The organism is Porcincola intestinalis (assembly GCF_009696445.1).
In the GTDB taxonomy this organism is placed as follows: domain Bacteria; phylum Bacillota; class Clostridia; order Lachnospirales; family Lachnospiraceae; genus Porcincola; species Porcincola intestinalis.
Window position 1 is genome coordinate 291,199 of the sequence record NZ_VULZ01000001.1, and the last position, 18,749, is coordinate 309,947.

General features: G+C 54.4%; 16 protein-coding genes. 7 read left to right on the top strand and 9 right to left on the bottom strand.

The annotated features are described in order from the left end of the window. Positions 1-58: 58 nt before the first annotated feature. From FYJ35_RS01500 to cbiB, 4 genes are all read right to left on the bottom strand, one after another. Positions 59-1,612, bottom strand: a complete 1,554-nt coding sequence (locus tag FYJ35_RS01500) for an MBOAT family O-acyltransferase (RefSeq protein ID WP_154522101.1) — start codon at positions 1,610-1,612, stop codon at positions 59-61. A gap of 131 nt (positions 1,613-1,743) precedes the next feature. Then, entirely contained in the window at positions 1,744-3,351 is a 1,608-nt protein-coding gene (locus FYJ35_RS01505; RefSeq protein WP_154522104.1) for a cobyric acid synthase, read from the bottom strand. Positions 3,352-3,479: 128 nt separating this feature from the next. Beyond that, positions 3,480-4,553 carry a pyridoxal phosphate-dependent aminotransferase gene (locus FYJ35_RS01510; protein WP_154522107.1) on the bottom strand — a complete coding sequence of 358 codons (1,074 nt, stop codon included), beginning with the start codon at positions 4,551-4,553 and terminating at the stop codon, positions 3,480-3,482. A gap of 18 nt (positions 4,554-4,571) precedes the next feature. Further along, positions 4,572-5,555 (bottom strand): adenosylcobinamide-phosphate synthase CbiB, encoded by a 984-nt coding sequence (cbiB, locus tag FYJ35_RS01515; RefSeq protein WP_154522110.1) that lies wholly within the window; start codon positions 5,553-5,555, stop codon positions 4,572-4,574. Positions 5,556-5,705: 150 nt separating this feature from the next. Here cbiB and FYJ35_RS01520 point away from each other — a divergent pair, with 150 nt between their 5' ends. From FYJ35_RS01520 to FYJ35_RS01540, 5 genes are all read left to right on the top strand, one after another. Further along, positions 5,706-6,731, top strand: coding sequence for a glutamate ABC transporter substrate-binding protein (locus FYJ35_RS01520; protein WP_154522113.1), 1,026 nt, complete (start codon positions 5,706-5,708; stop codon positions 6,729-6,731). A 248-nt stretch (positions 6,732-6,979) separates the two neighbouring features. Further along, entirely contained in the window at positions 6,980-7,639 is a 660-nt protein-coding gene (locus FYJ35_RS01525) for an amino acid ABC transporter permease (RefSeq protein WP_154522116.1), read from the top strand. Further along, positions 7,636-8,433: an amino acid ABC transporter permease gene (locus FYJ35_RS01530; RefSeq protein ID WP_154522119.1), complete on the top strand. Its 798-nt coding sequence runs from the start codon at positions 7,636-7,638 to the stop codon at positions 8,431-8,433. Before FYJ35_RS01525 ends, FYJ35_RS01530 begins: the two co-directional genes overlap by 4 nt. 86 nt (positions 8,434-8,519) lie before the next feature. Further along, positions 8,520-9,302 (top strand): amino acid ABC transporter ATP-binding protein, encoded by a 783-nt coding sequence (locus FYJ35_RS01535; protein WP_154522122.1) that lies wholly within the window; start codon positions 8,520-8,522, stop codon positions 9,300-9,302. A 2-nt stretch (positions 9,303-9,304) separates the two neighbouring features. Then, positions 9,305-9,976: a gamma-glutamyl-gamma-aminobutyrate hydrolase family protein gene (locus FYJ35_RS01540; protein WP_154522125.1), complete on the top strand. Its 672-nt coding sequence runs from the start codon at positions 9,305-9,307 to the stop codon at positions 9,974-9,976. A gap of 23 nt (positions 9,977-9,999) precedes the next feature. Here the strand turns inward: FYJ35_RS01540 and FYJ35_RS01545 are convergent, their stop codons facing one another. Continuing rightward, on the bottom strand, positions 10,000-10,779 hold the full coding sequence (locus FYJ35_RS01545) for a ZIP family metal transporter (RefSeq protein WP_154522127.1): 780 nt from the start codon (positions 10,777-10,779) through the stop codon (positions 10,000-10,002). 215 nt (positions 10,780-10,994) lie between these two features. Between FYJ35_RS01545 and eno the strand changes: the two genes are divergently transcribed. After that, on the top strand, positions 10,995-12,290 hold the full coding sequence (gene eno, locus FYJ35_RS01550) for a phosphopyruvate hydratase (protein WP_154522130.1): 1,296 nt from the start codon (positions 10,995-10,997) through the stop codon (positions 12,288-12,290). 105 nt (positions 12,291-12,395) lie between these two features. Here the strand turns inward: eno and FYJ35_RS01555 are convergent, their stop codons facing one another. The 3 genes from FYJ35_RS01555 to FYJ35_RS01565 form a co-directional block, all read right to left on the bottom strand. Then, positions 12,396-12,884, bottom strand: a complete 489-nt coding sequence (locus FYJ35_RS01555) for an HD domain-containing protein (RefSeq protein ID WP_154522133.1) — start codon at positions 12,882-12,884, stop codon at positions 12,396-12,398. Positions 12,885-12,950: 66 nt separating this feature from the next. Beyond that, positions 12,951-14,717, bottom strand: coding sequence for an ABC transporter ATP-binding protein (locus tag FYJ35_RS01560; RefSeq protein ID WP_154522136.1), 1,767 nt, complete (start codon positions 14,715-14,717; stop codon positions 12,951-12,953). Next, complete coding sequence (locus FYJ35_RS01565) at positions 14,710-16,443, bottom strand: ABC transporter ATP-binding protein (protein WP_154522139.1); 1,734 nt, start codon at positions 16,441-16,443, stop codon at positions 14,710-14,712. Before FYJ35_RS01565 ends, FYJ35_RS01560 begins: the two co-directional genes overlap by 8 nt. Positions 16,444-16,622: 179 nt before the next feature. Between FYJ35_RS01565 and FYJ35_RS01570 the strand changes: the two genes are divergently transcribed. Further along, the gene (locus FYJ35_RS01570) at positions 16,623-17,714 is read left to right on the top strand and encodes a LysR family transcriptional regulator (protein ID WP_154522142.1); all 1,092 of its coding nucleotides are present in this window, start codon (positions 16,623-16,625) and stop codon (positions 17,712-17,714) included. Positions 17,715-17,789: 75 nt separating this feature from the next. Here FYJ35_RS01570 and FYJ35_RS01575 read toward each other — a convergent pair whose 3' ends face one another. Then, complete coding sequence (locus FYJ35_RS01575) at positions 17,790-18,719, bottom strand: sensor histidine kinase (RefSeq protein ID WP_154522145.1); 930 nt, start codon at positions 18,717-18,719, stop codon at positions 17,790-17,792. Positions 18,720-18,749: the final 30 nt, after the last annotated feature.

The window sequence follows — 18,749 nt, forward strand, 5'->3', positions numbered from 1 at the left end:
TCCGTCTGCGGGATGGGTGGTACAGGCGATTGGAAGATCTCCCTTCCCGGTGCATACCTTAAAAGTTTGCATACATGAACCCTCCGGCACCGACCGTTCTTCCAACAAGAAGGATTGCCTGGAACAAAGCGGTCCAGATCGCCGCTTGCTTCCAGAACGGCCTTGCAGCGATGGATTGTCTCAGGGATATTCCCTTCTCATGCTGGATGTCCACCCACAGGAGGAGCATGCAGGCAAGGAAAAGAATTGGAAGATAGAACAGCGTCTCGACCTTTGTCGTGAAAATTCTTCCCAGGCTTGTCCGGTTCAGCATGAACATCCGGAAAAACATCCGGACTGCTCCGGACGCCGTATCTGCGCAGTCAAAGACCCAGCCGATTGTCACAATCACCAGTGTCCGCACAAGGCGGAAGGTCTGCCAGCGGCCCGACTGCTCATTGATGTGGAGAGCGTTCTTCCATGACCGGTAGACGTCCTCCATCACAGCGCTGAAGGCAAGAATGGCGCCATTATAGATGCCCCAGCCGGCATACTTGGATCCTGCGCCATGCCAGATCCCGACGATCAGAAAAACAATCAGATCGCCGATTGCCACGATAATCTTGCTGGCCATCTTCATGGACATATGCTTTCTGAGCTGCTTCTTCAGAAGCTTGAGCGGCTTCCACATCGCCAGCGGGAAGAAAATATAGTTCTTCATGAACGCGCCCAGGCTGATATGCCACCTTCTCCAGAACTCACCAAGGTCCTTTGAGAAATACGGCTGCCTGAAGTTTTCTCCAAGCCGCACGCCAAAGCACTCCGAAACGCCCCTGACCACATCGATTCCGCCGGAGAAATCGCAGTACAGCTGAATGCCGTACAGCACCAGGCAGATCAGGACATTGAGCCCGTACTGACTGCCCGAATTTGCCCGGCCGACGAACACTGCCGTCCGGTCTGCGATAACCATCTTCTTGAAAAAGCCCCAGAGCATCAGCGGAAGGCCGACTTTGATGTTTTCCCAGGCTTCCCCGTGATCCTTGAAAAGCTCTCCCTTCATCTGCCCGTAGGTCCCGATGGGGCCCTGCGTCAGCTGCGGAAAATAGCAGATGAACAATACCAGGTGAAAGAAGGAGTGGTCTGCCTTCCCCCGCTGCCAGTAGACATCGAGCAGATAGGAGATCGCCATCAGAAGATAATACGACAGGCCAAATGGAACGATGAGCTTCAGGAAGCGCCAGCGGCTCTGGAGTGTCTCATTCACGCTTGTCAGATTCAGATGAAGGGCTGCCGGCACGTACTTTGACAGCGCCAGGATAAGAATCAGCAGAAAGATTGCAAGAAGGACAGCCCGCTTCGCTTTTCTGGCTCTTGCGCCCTTCGCGATCTTCCGCTCCGCCCTGTCCTCCGGAAGATCCGCCTCCGAAAGCATTCCTTCAATATAGATAGCAAATCCGTAACAGATCGCTGCGACATACCCAACGAACAGAAGATTCCGCCAGTCAGCCGCCCAGAGGAAAACGAAGGACAGCCCCAGCAGGCACTGCCATTGAAAACGGCTGGGTATCAGATAATAGATCAGGAGCCCAGCCATCAGGAAGATCATAAAGATAAGTGTTGTAATGTTCATGCAAGTCCAAGCCTTTAAATTTTTTTCTTACTATACCATGGGAGAGTTGAATTATCCGAGAACGTTTTGCCACAAACCTGCAACAAACATCAAACGGGCATCCCTTCCTCCGCAGAATGACCGCTCCTGCCTCAGACGCCCTCCTCCAGCATCCTGTACACGGCTTCCATATCCAGATTCTGCCTGACCGACGCCGCCAGAAGATCGTACTGTCGCTCCCGGTAGGCTTCCTGGCTCAGGACAGCCCTCTCCGTCAGCCGCAGTCCTTTCTTCTCTACCGCAGACTCTGCCAGCCTCCATGCAAGATCGTCCGCATCGAAGATGCCATGGACGTAGGTGCCGCAGACTGTTCCTGCGGTGCAGCCGTCCTCCTTCTCCCGGCTGTATCCCCCGGTCTGTGCGTGAAGGCGTGCAAAAGGTTCCGCGCCGCTCCCTTCCCGGATGACGCTGCGCCCCATATGGATCTCGTATCCCTCGATTCGTCTTCCCTTCAGAGCATCAAAGCCTTTCGCCGGGCTAAGGATCTCGCCGCGAACCTGTGTCCTTGTCTTTTCCGGCAGGAAGATGGTATCGACCGGAAGAAGACCGATTCCCCGCACAAGCTGCGGCAGACCACCCTCCCCAGTCTCAACTCCGTCCGGGTCCCTGAGCGTCTCCCCGAGCATCTGATAACCGCCGCAGATGCCGATCACGGCCCGGCCCTGCGCTGCTGCCTTCTTGATCAGAACCTCGAGCCCGCTCTCCCGCAGCCACAGCAGATCAGCGACTGTGCTCTTGGTACCTGGAAGAATCACGATGTCTGGCTGTCCGAATTCTCTGATGGAACCCACATACCGAAGACAGACGCCCGGAATACGGGCAAGCTGCGAGAAATCCGTGAAATTAGAAAGACGCGGCAGACGGATGACGTCAATCTCCACCAGGCTCTGGTGCCGGACATATTCCGGCATGAGCGGGTCAGCCTGCTCCGGCACAGTGCGCGCCAGACTTCCCTGTGTCAGGCCTTCTGTCCCGGTAAGCCGTTCAGAAAGACTGTCCTCATCGTCGATGTCTATCTTCAGATAGGGAATGACTCCGAACACAGGTTTCCCTGTCAGCCCTTCGAGCTGTTTCAGCCCCGGTGTCAGGATAGAGCGGTCTCCCCGGAATTTGTTGATAATCAGGCCCTTTATATACGGGCGCTCCTCTTCATCCAGAAGCATCACCGTCCCGTAAAGCTGCGCGAACACACCGCCCCGGTCAATATCCCCTGCCAGAAGAACCGGCGCACCTGCAAGACGCGCCATTCCCATGTTGACAATGTCGTGATCCTTCAGGTTGATCTCCGCAGGGCTCCCAGCTCCCTCAATGACAATGATGTCTGCGTCCTCCGCCAGCCGGCGATAGGCTTTCCGGATCTCCGGGACGAGGCTCTGCTTCATCGCAAAATATTCCTGGGCACTGAAGTTTCCCAGCACTTCCCCGTTGACGATGACCTGACTGACAGAATCCCCGGTCGGCTTGAGCAGGATCGGATTCATGCTGACGGACGGCTCAACCCCGGCTGCCTGCGCCTGGACAACCTGCGCCCGCCCCATTTCGAGTCCCTCCTTCGTGATGAAGGAATTGAGAGCCATGTTCTGTGACTTGAAAGGCGCCACACGATAGCCGTCCTGGCGGAATATTCGGCACAGAGCTGCTGCGATCAGGCTCTTTCCCGCGTTCGACATTGTCCCCTGTACCATGATTGCCTTTGCCAAATTTCATCCCCCTGTCCCAGGTTCCGCGCTCCTCCTAAGGACGCCCTTCAGAGCCATTTGTCCTTCTGACAGACCGGCGTTCGGACGTACCCTTCCCGCCTGCCAGCCGGTCCCTTTCACTTCTGCGTTCACTTCTGCTTTCTCAGCCGGTAGTCCTCCTCCGCATAGATGCCTGCCAGAATCCCGCACAGCTTCTCATTGTCCCGCCTCATCCGGCAGGAAACACGGAAATAGCCCGGCTCCAGTCCCCGATAGTTGCTGCAGTCGCGGATCAGGATGCCCTCCGCTGCGCAGCGGTCAAACAAATCCTCCGGTCCGCGGAAGAACATAAAGTTTGAGCTGGAACCGTACCAGGTAATCCCGATCCGGTCAAATGAACTCTTCAGAAAATCCATTTCCTCCTGAACGGTCTCCCGGACTCTGTGAACGTAAGCTTTGTCCCGCAGTGCCGCAATCCCACAGGCCTGTGCGGCCGACGATACATTCCATGGCTGCATGCAGCTGCGGACCTTCTCAAGAAGCGGTCTGGAGGACGTCACGCCGACCCCGAGCCGAAGGCCCGGTACAGAATAGAGCTTCGTAAATGCATTCAGAATGAACAAATAATCATTCCCTTCCAGACGGCGGAGCATCGTCACCTGCTTCGGGTATCTCAACAGACCGACATAGCACTCGTCCAGCACCAGCAGCACATGCTTCTGTCTGCATCGTTCGACAATCTCCAGCATCAGCTCGAACGAAACAAGTACGCCGGTCGGATTGTTCGGATTGCAGAGATAAAAGAGATCCAGATCATCCGTGATCAAGTCGAGAATGTCCTCTCCGATCAGAAAACCGCTCTCTTCCCGGCAGGTGTAAAACCGAATGTCCGTGCAGCCGGAAAGCCGGAGCGCAGTCTCATATTCAGAGAAGGACGGAGCGATGACCAGTCCGCTCCGCGGTCTTATGGCATTAGCAACGGCATAGATCAGCTCGGCTGCACCGGCAGAACAGACGATCCACTCCTTCGGAATCAGGAACTCCTTTGAAATGACAGTCCGCAGCTCCCTGCACCGGACATCCGGGTACTGTGAGAGCGTATTCGCCGATTCAATGTATGCTTTCCTGACGCCGTCAGGCATCCCGAGCGGCGAGGTGCTGATCGAGAAATCATTCGAGTATTCCGCAGAGTAAATGTCTCCGCCGTGAACCTGTGACTGCATGAACGCTTCCTCCTGGTTTTAAATGGCCTTCAGGATCCATGTCCTTATCCCTAATAATACTACGACAGCAGGCAAAACGGAAAGAAACATCAGTCTGTCTGCTCGCCGGATATCCTCAGCCTCAACCTTTCGGATCGGGTCCCCCAGGGTCGGTTTCTTCACGACCTTCCCGAAATAGCTGGCATCCCCTGCCAGCTGAATCCGGAGGGCGCCGGCCATTGCGGCTTCTGTCTGGGCAGAGTTCGGACTGGCATGCCGGTACCGGTCTCTTCTGAAGATCCGCCAGGCATTGCGGCTGTCAAGCCCGGCTGCATTTGCACATAATACCATGAGAATTCCGGATAGTCTTGCTGGTAAAAAGTTCAGCACGTCATCCAGCCTCGCGGCGGCCGTTCCGAAGTACCGGTACCGGTCATTCCGGTAGCCTACCATCGAATCCATCGTATTGACCGCCTTGTACATCCATCCTGCAGCAGGACCGCCGATTGCAAGGAACATCAGCGGTGCAACCACGCCATCCGATGTATTTTCCGCCACTGTCTCGACTGCTGCCTTCGTGACACCCTCCTCCGTTAGCTCCCGGGTGTCCCGGCCGACAATCATCGATGCGGCCTCCCGCGCACCTTCCAGATCTCCCTCCTTCAGCTTCCGGTACACCTTCATCGATTCGTCCGACAGCGCGCGCCCGGCCAGCAGGCTGTAGCACATCAGTGTCATGACCAGGAAATGAACGGCTGTCCCTGCCCGGGCAGCCAGGGAAAGCAGCAGCCAGCAGACTGCTCCCGTCACCGACGGCACCAGCACAGCCAGGAAGCTTCCGGCAATCCGTTCCCCTTGCTTATTATGGGGAAACACTGCGCGGAGTTCCCCTTCAAGTCCGCGGATCAGAAGTCCGATCAGCCGTACCGGATGATAGACCCGATGCGGGTCTCCAAGCAGCAGGTCGAGTCCGCAGCCTGCCAGGATTGCCAGCGTTGTCTGTGTCGCGCCATCTAAGACCATGTTCTTGTCCTCTCCCTCCCGGATATGAGCGTGTCATAGGAAAAGTCTATATCCAAATCTAGAAAAAATCCACTTTACAATTTTCTTGTTCTCAATTATTATATCGCATATCTGAAATATAGCATTTGATTAAAGAGGAGGATTTGAAAAATGGCGAAGTCAATCAATAAAAAGCTGGTCAGTGTCCTGGCCGCTGCTGCATTTTCCCTTTCTGCATTCACCGCATTCGGAAGCTCGGCTGAAACCGAAAACACGACCGAGGCTGCTGCACCGGCTGCAGACGATACCAAGAACGCTGTTGCAATCGACAAGGATGCGTTCGACAAGCTGATCCAGTCCGGTCCGACTGCTTCTGATGACGAGATTGCTTCCAGTGAATGGGCATCGGCTGTAAAGAAGAACGGCGTTCTCAGAGTCGGCGGGACCAGAACTTCGTTCCTGTTCAGTCAGCTTGATGAGACGGACAATCAGGTCCGCGGCTTTGATGCCGGTCTGTACCAGCTCCTGGCACAGTACATTCTGGGTGATTCTTCCAAATATGAGCTGACGCAGGTTGATTCCAGCACCAGAGAGTCTGTCCTGACCAGTGACCAGGTTGATGCTGTCTTTGCCACCTACTCCATCACCCCTGACAGAGAAAAAGTGATCTCCTTCGCAGGCCCCTACTACACCTCACAGCAGGCCGTTCTTGTAAAGAATGGCAACACCGATATCAAGAGTGTAGAGGATCTGTCCGGAAAGACCGTCGCAACGCAGGCGGGTTCCACCGGTCCGGATATTCTCGCCCAGTATGCACCGGATGCAACTGTACAGGAATTTGAGAATGATATCGAAGCCAGAACTGCTCTGGAACAGGGCAGAGTCGACGCATATGTCACAGACTACACATTGATTCTGAACGCGATTGTCAAGAATCCGGACAAGTACCAGGTTGCGGGCGATACCTTCGGTCCGGAGGACAACTATGGCATCGGTCTTCCGAAGGATTCGGATGGCGTCCAGTTTGTCAACACCTTCCTCAAGACCATCGAGGATGATGGAATCTGGTCTGACCTCTGGAAGATCTCGCTCGGCGACAGAACCGGTATCACCACCGTCCCGAATGCTCCGGTGATCGGCGGTGCGGCTGCAGAAACTGAGACTGACGGCACAGAAGCCGCCAGCACAGAAGCCTGAGAGCTGTATGACAGCTGGAAATCTGCGGCTGTCTCTCAGAAAAATCACGCTGGGCTTCTTCCATGCATGTTTCAAATCGTTTATAATCAGTTCCTGACAGCAGTTGCTGCAGGAACAGGCAAAAAGGCTGTCCGTGAGTCAGGCTCATGTGGCAGCCTTTTTGATTCTCACAGAGGTCATGCCATCGCTTCTCGCCCGCATGCGGGCTGCAGCTGACATACAACTGAAGGGCCGGGAGACCTTTTGCTATGAACATTGGAGAACTTCTTTCTCAATACGGAGGCAAGTACGCGATCGCACTCCTGACAACCTGGGAACTAACCGCTGTTTCATTTGCGCTTGCGCTTGCCCTTGGTGTTCTGATCACCGCGATGCGCGTAAGCCCGATTCGTCCACTCCGGATCATGGCCGAACTGTATGTCCAGATTTTCCGGAACATCCCCGGCGTGGCGCTTCTCATATTTCTGGTCTACGCACTGCCCTACCTGAACCTGATTTTCTCCTATCAGACCTGTGTGTTGACTGCAACCACCCTGATCCCGGCTTCCTTCTGTTCAGAGTACCTGATGTCAGGCATGAACATGATCGACAAAGGGCAGATTGAAGCCGCCCGGGCGCTGGGAATGCGCTTCACACATGTACTGCGCAAGGTTGTGATCCCGCAGGCACTGCGCAACAGCGTCCTGCCCCTGACAAATCTTCTGGTTGCAACCATGCTGACGACTTCCCTTGCTTCCCAGGTCCCGATGAACCCGATGGAGCTGACCGGGCTTGTCTCCCATATCAACACACACTCTGTCGGCGGCATCATGGCATTCGTGATTTCCGCGGCGCTGTATTGTGCGACTGCAATCCTGATCGGCCAGATCGGAAGCCTGATTGACAGAAAAGTGAGGATTGTGCGATGAAGAATGAGAAGAACAACATCCGTGATTTTCTGTATGATGAGCCGGGTCCGAGGGCAAAGCGGCGGATCATCTTCTGGACCATTGTATCGTTATTTCCGATCGCCTTCCTTCTTTACCGGATGGCTGTCCGTTTTCAGGAGAACGGTCAGCTCGCCCCTCAGTACTGGTCCTTCTTTCTGAAATATACAACCTGGCGCTTTATCGGTCAGGGTCTTCTGGGGACGCTTGAGGCAGCGCTCACAGCCGGTGCCATTGCATTTGTCATCGGCTTTCTCCTGATGAGAGGCCGTATCAGCCGCTCCGGCATTCTCCGGAAGATTTCAGCAGCACTGATTGAATTTACGCGCGGTGTCCCGACGCTTCTGTTCATCTACTTTTTCTTCCTTGTCGTGCCGCAGACAGGCCTGAAGCTGCCATCTCTTCTGAGAATTGCGCTGCCAGTTGCCATTTCGGCCGTCGGCGTCGTCGCTGAAGTGTTCCGCTCCGGTGTCAACGCAGTGCCAAAGGGACAGACAGAAGCGGCGCTGTCTCTTGGGATGCGGAATCGTCATGTGTTCTACAAGGTCGTCTTTCCACAGGCCTTCCGGTATGTGATCCCTTCTCTGATCTCAGAGATTGTTATCGTCGTGAAGGATACGACATTTGCCTATGTGATCAATTTCCCGGATCTGATGCAGAACGCGAAGGTACTGATTTCCAACTATGACGCGATGCTTCCCGTTTATCTGGTCGTGTCCGTCATCTATATCCTGATTAACTTCCTGATCAATCAGCTTGCAAGAGCGGTCCGCTGACGGACTGACTCCTGCATCCCCAATATGCCTGCGCACGGCTTACCCGGAGGCGGATTGAATGCCGTGTCACCCGAAAGGACTCAGCTATGAACAGTGAACGCAAAAGCGGGGCTGATACCCCCGTCATCGAACTTCGAAAGGTCAACAAATATTTCGGGACACATCACGTACTGAAGGATGTCAGCCTGTCTGTCCGACAAGGAGAGGTTGTGGTCATCATTGGTCCTTCCGGCTCCGGCAAGTCTACCCTGTGCCGGACCATCAACCGGCTGGAAACCATCAGCTCCGGTGAAATCCTGATTGAAGGTCAGCCGATGCCAGCCGAGGGCAAAGAACTCGCGCAGGTTCGTTCCCGGATCGGGATGGTCTTCCAGTCCTTCAACCTCTTTCTTCATCGAACAATTCTGGATAACGTGACGATGGCCCCGATGGATGTTCTGCACATAAAGCGAAAGGATGCGGAGGAAGAGGCCCTGAAACTGCTCCGACAGGTTGGAATTGAGGACCAGGCCAGGAAGGTTCCTGCCCAGCTCTCCGGCGGGCAGCAGCAGCGTGCAGCAATTGCCCGGGCGCTTGCCATGCATCCGAAGGCCATCCTGTTTGATGAGCCGACCAGTGCGCTGGACCCGGAGATGATCCAGGAGGTTCTGGATGTCATGACCTCCCTCGCGAAATCCGGCATGACGATGGTCATTGTCACACACGAGATGAACTTTGCCCGGAATGTTGCTGACCGCATCATTTTTATGAATGATGGGGCTATCCTGGAAGAAGGAGCGCCGGATGAATTTTTCGCGCATCCAAAGACAGAAAGAGCAAGGGAATTCCTTGCCTCCTTCAGAAATGAACAAAAAGAAAGTGAACTTTAATCATGAAAAAGATATATATCCTGTCCGACGCCAAAGACCTTCCGACGCACAAGAACTGTGAGGACGCTATCAAGGAAGCAGGCGGCGGCGCTGTGCTATGCAATCTGCACGCCTCTGACGAGCAGTTTACCGATGCAGACGGTTTTCTGATTCCGGGAGGATGGGATATCAACCCGGCTCTTTACCATGAAGAGAATACAGCCAGCCTGAATATCAGCGACGAGCTTGACTACTTCCAGATGCAGGCGGTCTGCTACGCGGTCAGCCACAAGATCCCGATTCTGGGCATTTGCCGCGGCATGCAGCTTCTGAATGTTTATTTCGGCGGAAGCCTGATTCAGAACATACCGCATACAGACCGTCATGCGAGAGACAAGGGAAGCCAGGCAGACAAAGTCCACCCGGTCACCGCCCTTTCCGGGACATATGCAGCTGCTCTGTACGGAAAAGAGCGCTTCTTTGTCAACAGCTCTCACCATCAGGCTGTAGACAGGCTCGGCTCCGGCCTTCATGCTGTCATGTACAGCGACGATCACCTGATCGAGGGAATCTGCCATGAATCGCTGCCGGTCATCGGTGTTCAGTGGCATCCGGAGCGTATGACCGGCGCTTTCCGCCGCATTGATACAGAAGACGGAAGGCCGGTCTTTGAAAAGTTTCTGAGCATGATCTGAGAAAAAACAGGCTCGGATTCCATTCACCCAAGAGCCACATCGAGGGCCATCATCAGCAGAAATCCGATGGAAAATGCGATTGTCCCCATATTGGAGTGCTTCCCCTGGGACATCTCCGGGATCAGTTCCTCTACAACCACATACATCATCGCGCCTGCTGCAAAGCCCAGCAGATATGGCAGCGCAGGAATGATCAGCTCCGCAAGCAGGATCGTGATGACTGCACCCACCGGCTCTACTGCGCCAGAACCTGCCCCTGCCAGAAAAGCCTTTCCCTTTTTCTGTCCCTCTGCTGCAATCGGCATGGAGACAATTGCCCCCTCCGGAAAGTTCTGGATCGCAATCCCGACTGAGAGCGCAAGCGCGGCTCCGATTGTAATACCGCTTCCTCCGCGAAGCCAGCCTGCATAGACGATCCCGACTGCCATGCCTTCCGGAATATTGTGGAGCGTGACAGCAAGCACCATCATCGTTGTTCTGGTAAGTTTGCTCTTCGGTCCTTCCGGGCTTTCACTGAACCGGTGCAGGTGCGGGATTATTTCATCCAGCACCATGAGAAACAGTGTTCCGAGCATAAAGCCGACCGCTGCCGGAACGAAAGACCACTTCCCGAGTCCGCTGCTCTGCTGCATCGCCGGGATCAGCAGACTCCAGATCGATGCTGCTACCATCACTCCGGCTGCAAAGCCTGTCAGGATCTTCTCAATCTTCACATTCAGCTGATTCTTCATCAGAAATACGCAGGCTGCCCCTGCAGAGGTTCCGATGAATGGAATCGCAAGTCCCTGGATCAGTTCAGTCATCACTTTCTAGTCCCTCCCTTTGATCGATATTCTTATATTTTGATAATATTTATCATCTTTCAATAAGTCAAGCGGATAGATTTATCTGTGAGAAGTTCTCCTGCGATTCTATCATTTTCGAAAAAATTAGTTAGACATATATAACTTTCTGATGTATAATTCAATTGTGAGCAACAGATCTGATCATGATTCACAAAAGCCAAAGGAGGCCGAATATGGAATATACAGCAATCGAAAAAGTAATCGGTAGACAGATTCTTGACTCCAGAGGGAATCCGACTGTCGAGGCGGAGGTCACGCTGGCCGATGGGACCGTTGCAAGGGGCACTTCTCCGAGCGGCGCTTCAACCGGTGAGTTCGAGGCGCTTGAGCTTCGCGACGGTGACAAGAGCAACTACGGCGGAAAGAGCGTTGAGAAGGCGGTCGCCAATGTAAACGGCGCCATCGCCGAGGCGGTTACCGGGCTTGATGCATGCGACACCTACGCTGTGGACGGCGCTATGATCAAGGCGGATGGCACCAGAGACAAATCGGCTCTTGGGGCAAATGCGATCCTGGCCGTTTCCATCGCCACGGCGCGTGCGGCATCAGAGGCTCTGGGCCTTCCGCTCTACCGTTTTCTCGGCGGTGTGAATGGAAATACGCTCCCGGTCCCGATGATGAACATTCTGAACGGCGGTGTTCATGCATCGAATTCCGTCGATACGCAGGAATTCATGATCATGCCGGCTGGCGCATCCAGCTTCTCGGAAGCTCTCCGCTGGTCCGCAGATGTCTACCATGCCCTTCAGAAACTTCTGAAGGCAGAAGGCAGCACAACTGCTGTCGGCGACGAAGGTGGATTTGCACCGAACCTGAAGGATGATGCCGATACCATCGAGCACATCCTGAAAGCCATTGAAAACGCGGGCTACAAGCCGGGAAAGGATTTTGTCCTGGCGATGGACGCCGCCTCCTCCGAGTGGAAGTCTGAAAAGGGAAAGGGCTTCTATCATCAGCCGAAGTCCGGCAAAGACTTCACCTCCGATGAGCTGATTGCGCACTGGGACAAGCTGGTCACCGATTATCCGATCTACTCGATCGAGGACGGGCTGGACGAGGAGGACTGGGAAGGCTGGCAGAAGATGACGGCTGCGATCGGTCACAAGGTACAGCTTGTAGGCGATGACCTGTTCGTCACCAATACAGAGCGCCTGAAGAAGGGCATCGAGCTCGGCTGCGGCAACTCCATCCTGATCAAGCTGAACCAGATTGGTTCCGTCAGCGAAACGATGAACGCCATCAAGATGGCGCACAAGGCCGGCTATACTGCCATCGTCTCACACCGTTCCGGTGAGACGGCAGACACCACCATCGCGGATCTCGCTGTTGCACTGAACACGCGCCAGATCAAGACCGGTGCTCCGGCCAGATCAGAGCGTGTTGCAAAGTACAACCAGCTGCTCCGCATCGAGCAGCAGCTGGGCGCGAATGCAGTCTATCCGGGATTTGATGCCTTCAACCGCCGTTGACGGCTGTTCTGAGATTCCCGGCCTTTCTGAAATTGTTTACCTTCACAAAGAAGTGTGGGGCAGGAAACCATTGGTTTCCTGCCCCATTTACATAAAACTGTTGTTTCAGCCCAGGTAAATCGAATCCAGAATCGTCTTCCCGGATTCCGTCCGAAATGTCTGCTCCCGGAAATGCCTGATATTCTCTATGGAATAATGGCTTTCATCCGCATTCACGATATAGTCTGCCTCGATCAGGATCTGGTAATCCATTCCCCGGATATCCTCCAGCGTATGGTGATGCCCGACAAGGTACACAATCCGGGCGTTATCCTCCGGAGAAAGACCGCAGTCCTTCAGGAACGCTTCGGCAAGCGGCATCCCTTCTTTTTCCTGATATTTCCCGTTCGTGTTTCCATACTTTTCCCGGCACAGCGGGCAGGCAATGTCATGAAGAAGCGCTGCAGCCTCCAGGATTTCCTGCGTTCTGCCATCCAGCCCCTCCAGCTGTCCGATCGTTCTGGCAAATGACCAGACCTTCAGGAAATGATTGATATCATGCGTATTGCCCTCCGAATACGCAATCATCTTCTTTGTGATATCCGCAATCTGCATCTCTTCATCCTCCAATATCATAACCGCACTGGTAAAATTTCCCCACACACAGCCGAAATTCTTCCTTTAAATTGCCTGCCCGAGGAACTGGCTCTGATACAGGTTGTAGTAGAATCCCTTTGCCTCCATCAGCTGCCGGTGATTCCCCTGTTCGATGATATGTCCGTCCTTCATGACGAGAATCACATCTGCCGTGCGGATCGTGGAAAGCCGGTGCGCCACTATAAAGCTTGTATGGCCCTCCATCATGCGTCCAAATGCGTCCTGGATCTTCAGCTCGGTTCTGGTATCGATCGAGGAAGTCGCCTCGTCCAGGATCAGCATGGATGGATGACACATCATGACACGGGCGATGCAGAGCAGCTGCTTCTGCCCCTGGGAGAAATCCTCACCGTTGTCCGACACAGGGGTATCATACCCCTTTGGCAGCTTCATGACAAATGAATGAATGTGGCAGGTCTTTGCAACGCGGATCATTTCTTCTTCACTGACATCCGGGTTTCCCATCGTGATATTTTCCCGGATTGTGCCGGACTTCAGCCAGGTATCCTGAAGCACCATCCCATATCCGCTGCGGAGAGCATCCCTTGTCAGCATCCTGATATCCGTCCCATCGACAGAAATCGATCCACCACAGACATCGTAAAACCGCATCAGAAGATTGATCAAGGTTGTCTTGCCGCAGCCGGTCGGCCCAACAATTGCAACCTTCTGCCCCGGCTTCGCCTCCAGCGACAGATTCTCGATCAGCGGAACATCCTTCGTGTAGGAAAAATCCACCTGATCCAGGCGGACATGCCCTTCAAATGTCTGAGGCGCTGCCGCATCCTCCGCATCCGGAATCTGCGCCGGCTCATCGATCAGCTCAAACACCCTCGCGGCACAGGCGATGGCATTCTGAAGCTCCGTCACCACGCCGGATATCTCATTGAACGGTTTCGTATACTGGTTTGCATAGCTCAGAAACGCCGTCAGCTGCCCGACCGTAAGGGTTCCGCCTATGACAGAGAATGCTCCGACAATCCCGACGCTGGTATAGACAAGGCTGTTGACAAACCGGGTTGCAGGGTTCGTGATCGACGAGTAGAAGACCGCCTTCAGCGTTGTGTCGGTCAGTCTGTCATTGATCTCATCAAAATCCGCGACAACATGCGCTCTCTGATTATACGCCTTGACCACCCTCTGGCCCTCGACCATCTCATTAATCAGTCCTGTCTGCTCTCCCCGGATTGCCGTCTGCTTCTGGAACATTGAGTATGTCCGCTTCGAGATGAACCCCGCCACCAGGAAGGATACCGGGGTGATGACCACGACAGCGAGTGTAATCTTCCCATTGACCGACAGCATGAACGCCAGCGTTCCGACAATGGTCACCACGCCGCTGAAAAGCTGGGTGAACCCCATCAGCAGCCCGTCGGCAAACTGGTCGGCATCGGCGATGACCCGGCTCTCGATGTCCCCGTAGGGATGCGCATCGATGAAGCTGAGCGGCAGCTTCTCAATCTTCTCAAATGCATCATTGCGGATATCCCGGACAACCTCAAAGGTCATCTTGTTGTTGCACAGATTCATCAGCCACTGGCCGGCGCCTGTGATCGCTGCACAGCAGATGATTTTATAGATGATTCCCCGGACTCCGTAAAAATCCACCTTTCCTTTGCCGATCATATAGTCGACGGAGCGCCCGGTCAGCTTCGGGACGTACAGCGTCAGCAGCACGGTCACAACTGCCAGAATCAGGGAAAGATACAGGTAGATTCTGTACCTCCTGATGTACCGGACAATCCGCCCGATCGTTGCCTTCTGGCTTGAATTTCTTTCCTGTTTACGCATGGGCGGCCTCCTTCGGGAACTGCGAATAATAGATTTCCTGGTACACTTCATTGGATCTCAGAAGCTCTTCATGTGTCCCCTTCCCGACCAGCTTTCCGTCGTCCAGGACCAGAATCAGGTCTGCGTACTGCACAGAAGCGGCACGCTGGGAGACAATAAACGTTGTCATCGAATGGCTCATGTTCCGGATGGCCATGCGAAGCTTCGCATCCGTCGCGAAATCAAGCGCCGATGCACTGTCATCCAGAATCAGGATGTCCGGCTTCTTCATCAGTGCGCGTGCGATCGTCAGGCGCTGCCGCTGCCCGCCTGACAGATTTCTGCCGTTCTGTTCCAGCATGTACCCGACGCCTCCCGGCTTTTTGTCCACATATTCCTTCGCCTGAGAGATTTCAAGTGCCTGTTCAAAGTCCTGGCTCTGCGCCTCCGCGTTCCCCCATCGAAGATTGTCCGCAATGCTTCCCTTGAACAGCTCTGCTTTCTGAAGCACAATCCCGACATGCTCTCTGAGAGAGGCGGCATCCAGCTTCCTGACATCGGTTCCGAAGACATCCACCTCTCCTTCCGATACATCATAAAAACGCGGAATCAGATTCACAAGTGAAGACTTTCCGCTCCCGGTTCCGCCGATGATTCCGATGGTCTGTCCTTTCCTTGCTTCAAATGAAATATGCTCCAGCGCACGCCCTGCACTTCCCTTATAGGAGAGCGATACATCCCGGAAAGCGACAGCCGGTCCATCATCTTCCACGGCTGAGAGCTTCTGCTCGCCATTCTTCATGTCGGGCTGCACAGCCAGAACCGCCGCGATCCGGTCGCCGCAGGCCGCAGCCTTTGTCATCTGGATGATCAGATTGGCCAGCTTGATCAGCTCGATCAGGATCTGGGACATGTAGTTCAGAAGCGCGACAACCTGTCCGGCTTTCAGTATCCCTGTATCAATCCGGACCGCGCCGACATAGATCAGCGCACAGGTAGAAAGATTGATGATGACATAGGTCACCGGATTCATCAGACCTGATATACGTCCGACAAACTTCTGAGAAGCGGCGAGCGTCCGGTTGTTTTCCCGGAACCGCCTTGTCTCGTCCGGCTCCTTCCGGAAGGCCCGTATCACCCGGACGCCTGTCAGGTTCTCCCTCGTACTCATCATAATCCGGTCAAGGTTTGCCTGCACACCCTTGTAAAGTGGCATGGTTGTCAGCATGATACCGAAAATCACAACAGACAGAATCGGTATGGTGATCACAAAGAGCATGGCCGACCGTGCATCGACCGTGAAGGCCATGATCATTGCGCCAAACACCACAAAGGGCGAGCGCAGAAACAGGCGCAGAAACAGGTTTACGCCGTTCTGAACCTGGTTTACATCACTGGTCAGACGCGTGATCAGCGTATCCGTCCCGAATGTATCCATCTGCGAAAAGGTCAGGCTCTGAATCTTGTCAAAAAGCGCATGGCGCAGCGCCCCGGCAAACCCGGTTGCCGCCTTTGCCGCAAAATACTGCGCGGTAATGGAAGCTGCCAGCCCGACAATCCCGAGAAGAACCAGTACCAGACACATGGAAATCACGTAGTGACGGTCATGGTTCCGGATCCCTGTGTCGATGACTGCTGCCATCACAAGCGGGACCAGAAGCTCGAATGTCGCCTCCAGCATCTTGAACAGTGGCGCCAGTATCGATTCCTTTCGATACTTTTTCAGATAAACAAGCAGCGATTTCATACTCTTCCTTTCTTTGATATGCCTTTTGCAGCGCTGTTCTTTTGCTGCCCTCTCATCGTACCACCATATGATCTATATGAATATTATTGATTTTATATTATAATGATACGAAATTTGTATCATTCGATGGAAGCGTTTCATGTACTTTTTGAGGTGACTTAAGTCGATACGGGGAAATCATGGAACTGAAACAGATGTTGTACTATACGGTGATCGTCGAAGAAGGGACCTTTCAGGCTGCTGCCAGAAAGCTGAACATGACGCAGCCGCCCCTGAGTGCTCAGATCCGGCAGCTGGAGGAAGAGGTCGGTGCCCCGCTTTTGATCAGAGGCTCCAGACATGTCCGGATGACAGATACGGGAGACTTTTTTTACCGCCGGGCCAAAAACATGCTCCAGCTTGCAGACGCTACAGAAAAAGAACTGAAGGACCGGAGGATGGGAAAGAGCGGGACAATCCGGCTCGGCGTCATCTCCTCCGCGTCGGAACACCTGCTGCATCGGTATGTCCGCCCCTTCTCTGCTCTGTATCCGGATGTCCACTTTGAGCTGACAGAGGCCAATACCTATGAGCTTCTGGCCCGGCTCGATTCGGACCTTCTGGATCTGGCACTTGTGCGGACCCCCTTCACCCGGGAGCCTTCCTACGAGATCCGGACACTTGATGCGGAATCTCTCTGCGCTGTCAGCATACAAACCGGGCTGTCAGAATGCGGGCATGCAGTCTCAGATACATCTTGCAGAGGTCATAGAGCCGGGCGGGGAAGCAGCCGCACCGGCCCGGATGACATTTCTCTGGAAGCGCTCCGTCCGCTTCCCCTGATCATCTACCGAAGGTGGAAACAGCTGCTGGATACCCGCTTCGCCGAAACCGGAGATGTTCCGCATTACTACTGCATTGCCGACGATGCGAGAACCTGTATCTCCTGGGCAAAGGCCGGACTCGGATATGCAATCGTTCCGCTCTCAGCCACCTACACCCTGGATTCTGTGGGCGAGCTCTCCACGCTGCCCGCATTCTATCACACATCCGCCGATAAAACGAATGTGCCGCTCTCTGCAGACGGAGTCTCTGCACCGCCTGCCCCAGACCACGCGGATCACCTGCCGGAGTCCTCTGCTTCCGCCCTGTGGGTCCGGCGAACAATCCGCCCGGCTATCAGCTCAACAATCTGTGCTGTCACCCGGAAAGACGCCTATCAGTCCTCCGCACTCGAGCTTTTTCTAAACACTGCGAAAGCGCTCTCTCCCGCAAAAGATCTGGCTGAATGAGCGAATCAGGCTCAGACCGCAGATGCATGCCTCAGATGCAGAACACGCGGATTCTCCCTCGGTGCTGCCCTCCTCTCAGAGTGTCCCGGTCTGAAAGAACCGGATATGAAATGCCGTGCCTTCGCCTTCCGCTCCTGAAGCCTCGATGCTGCCGTTCTGCTTCTGAATCACTTCCTTCGCCAGCGACAGGCCGATGCCGGCGCTGTCCGGTGAGGCCTGCTTTCCCTTATAGAATCGTTCAAAGATATGGGGCAGATCTCCGGCTGATATGCCGCAACCGTTGTCACAGATATCCAGATCGACGGCAACCACGGACTGGCTTGCCCTGATCTGGACCGTTCCGCCTGGTGTATACTCGATCGCATTGCGAATGATGTTGCTCAGTGCCTCTTTCGTCCATTTGAAATCTGTAATGATCGATACATCCCCCGGAACATTCACCTTCAGCTCTGTCCCGTTCAGCTCGGCACAGACAGAAAGATCCTGAAGCACAGACGCCAGAAGCACTGCCAGGCTGACGTTCTCCCGGCGAAAGACAAGCGCCCCTGCGTCCATCTGTGCAATCGCCAGGAGGGTATGAACCAGCCAGTTCAGATGATCCGCGCTTTCATGAATCGAGCGGACGCAGCTGTCCCTTGTTTCCTTATCCAGTTCATCCCCCATCAGGTTCTCACTCATGAGGGTAATGACTGACAGCGGAGTCTTCATCTGATGCGAGATATTTTCAAGCATCTCAGCAAGGTACCCGCTGCGCGCCTTTTCCCTGGCATACTGCTCATGCAGTGACGCTGCAAGTTTGTATACCTCGCTCTGGAGAATTCTGACATCCCCCTCCTGCATCGTTTCCATAGAAGGCAGCTGCGTTTTGTCCTGCACCTGCTCCGTGTAAGCCGTCAGCTCTCTGATTTCTCTCTTGATTCGCCGGAGTCTGACCAGTTCCCCGACAGCCAGCGTCATCACAGCCAGTAAGGCACCTGAAAACAGGCAAAGCCAAAGCACAGACATCCCCTGCCCCTCTCTGTCCACATCTGCACG

What these genes read in the sequence shown, in the direction of transcription:
- FYJ35_RS01560 (WP_154522136.1), bottom strand. Translation starts at nt 14,717, where the DNA reads ATGCGTAAACAGGAAAGAAATTCAAGCCAGAAGGCAACGATCGGGCGG.
- FYJ35_RS01570 (WP_154522142.1), top strand. Translation starts at nt 16,623, where the DNA reads ATGGAACTGAAACAGATGTTGTACTATACGGTGATCGTCGAAGAAGGG.
- FYJ35_RS01545 (WP_154522127.1), bottom strand. Translation starts at nt 10,779, where the DNA reads ATGACTGAACTGATCCAGGGACTTGCGATTCCATTCATCGGAACCTCT.
- cbiB (WP_154522110.1), bottom strand. Translation starts at nt 5,555, where the DNA reads ATGGTCTTAGATGGCGCGACACAGACAACGCTGGCAATCCTGGCAGGC.
- FYJ35_RS01520 (WP_154522113.1), top strand. Translation starts at nt 5,706, where the DNA reads ATGGCGAAGTCAATCAATAAAAAGCTGGTCAGTGTCCTGGCCGCTGCT.
- FYJ35_RS01510 (WP_154522107.1), bottom strand. Translation starts at nt 4,553, where the DNA reads ATGCAGTCACAGGTTCACGGCGGAGACATTTACTCTGCGGAATACTCG.
- FYJ35_RS01525 (WP_154522116.1), top strand. Translation starts at nt 6,980, where the DNA reads ATGAACATTGGAGAACTTCTTTCTCAATACGGAGGCAAGTACGCGATC.
- eno (WP_154522130.1), top strand. Translation starts at nt 10,995, where the DNA reads ATGGAATATACAGCAATCGAAAAAGTAATCGGTAGACAGATTCTTGAC.
- FYJ35_RS01565 (WP_154522139.1), bottom strand. Translation starts at nt 16,443, where the DNA reads ATGAAATCGCTGCTTGTTTATCTGAAAAAGTATCGAAAGGAATCGATA.
- FYJ35_RS01575 (WP_154522145.1), bottom strand. Translation starts at nt 18,719, where the DNA reads ATGTCTGTGCTTTGGCTTTGCCTGTTTTCAGGTGCCTTACTGGCTGTG.
- FYJ35_RS01555 (WP_154522133.1), bottom strand. Translation starts at nt 12,884, where the DNA reads ATGCAGATTGCGGATATCACAAAGAAGATGATTGCGTATTCGGAGGGC.
- FYJ35_RS01540 (WP_154522125.1), top strand. Translation starts at nt 9,305, where the DNA reads ATGAAAAAGATATATATCCTGTCCGACGCCAAAGACCTTCCGACGCAC.
- FYJ35_RS01500 (WP_154522101.1), bottom strand. Translation starts at nt 1,612, where the DNA reads ATGAACATTACAACACTTATCTTTATGATCTTCCTGATGGCTGGGCTC.
- FYJ35_RS01530 (WP_154522119.1), top strand. Translation starts at nt 7,636, where the DNA reads ATGAAGAATGAGAAGAACAACATCCGTGATTTTCTGTATGATGAGCCG.
- FYJ35_RS01535 (WP_154522122.1), top strand. Translation starts at nt 8,520, where the DNA reads ATGAACAGTGAACGCAAAAGCGGGGCTGATACCCCCGTCATCGAACTT.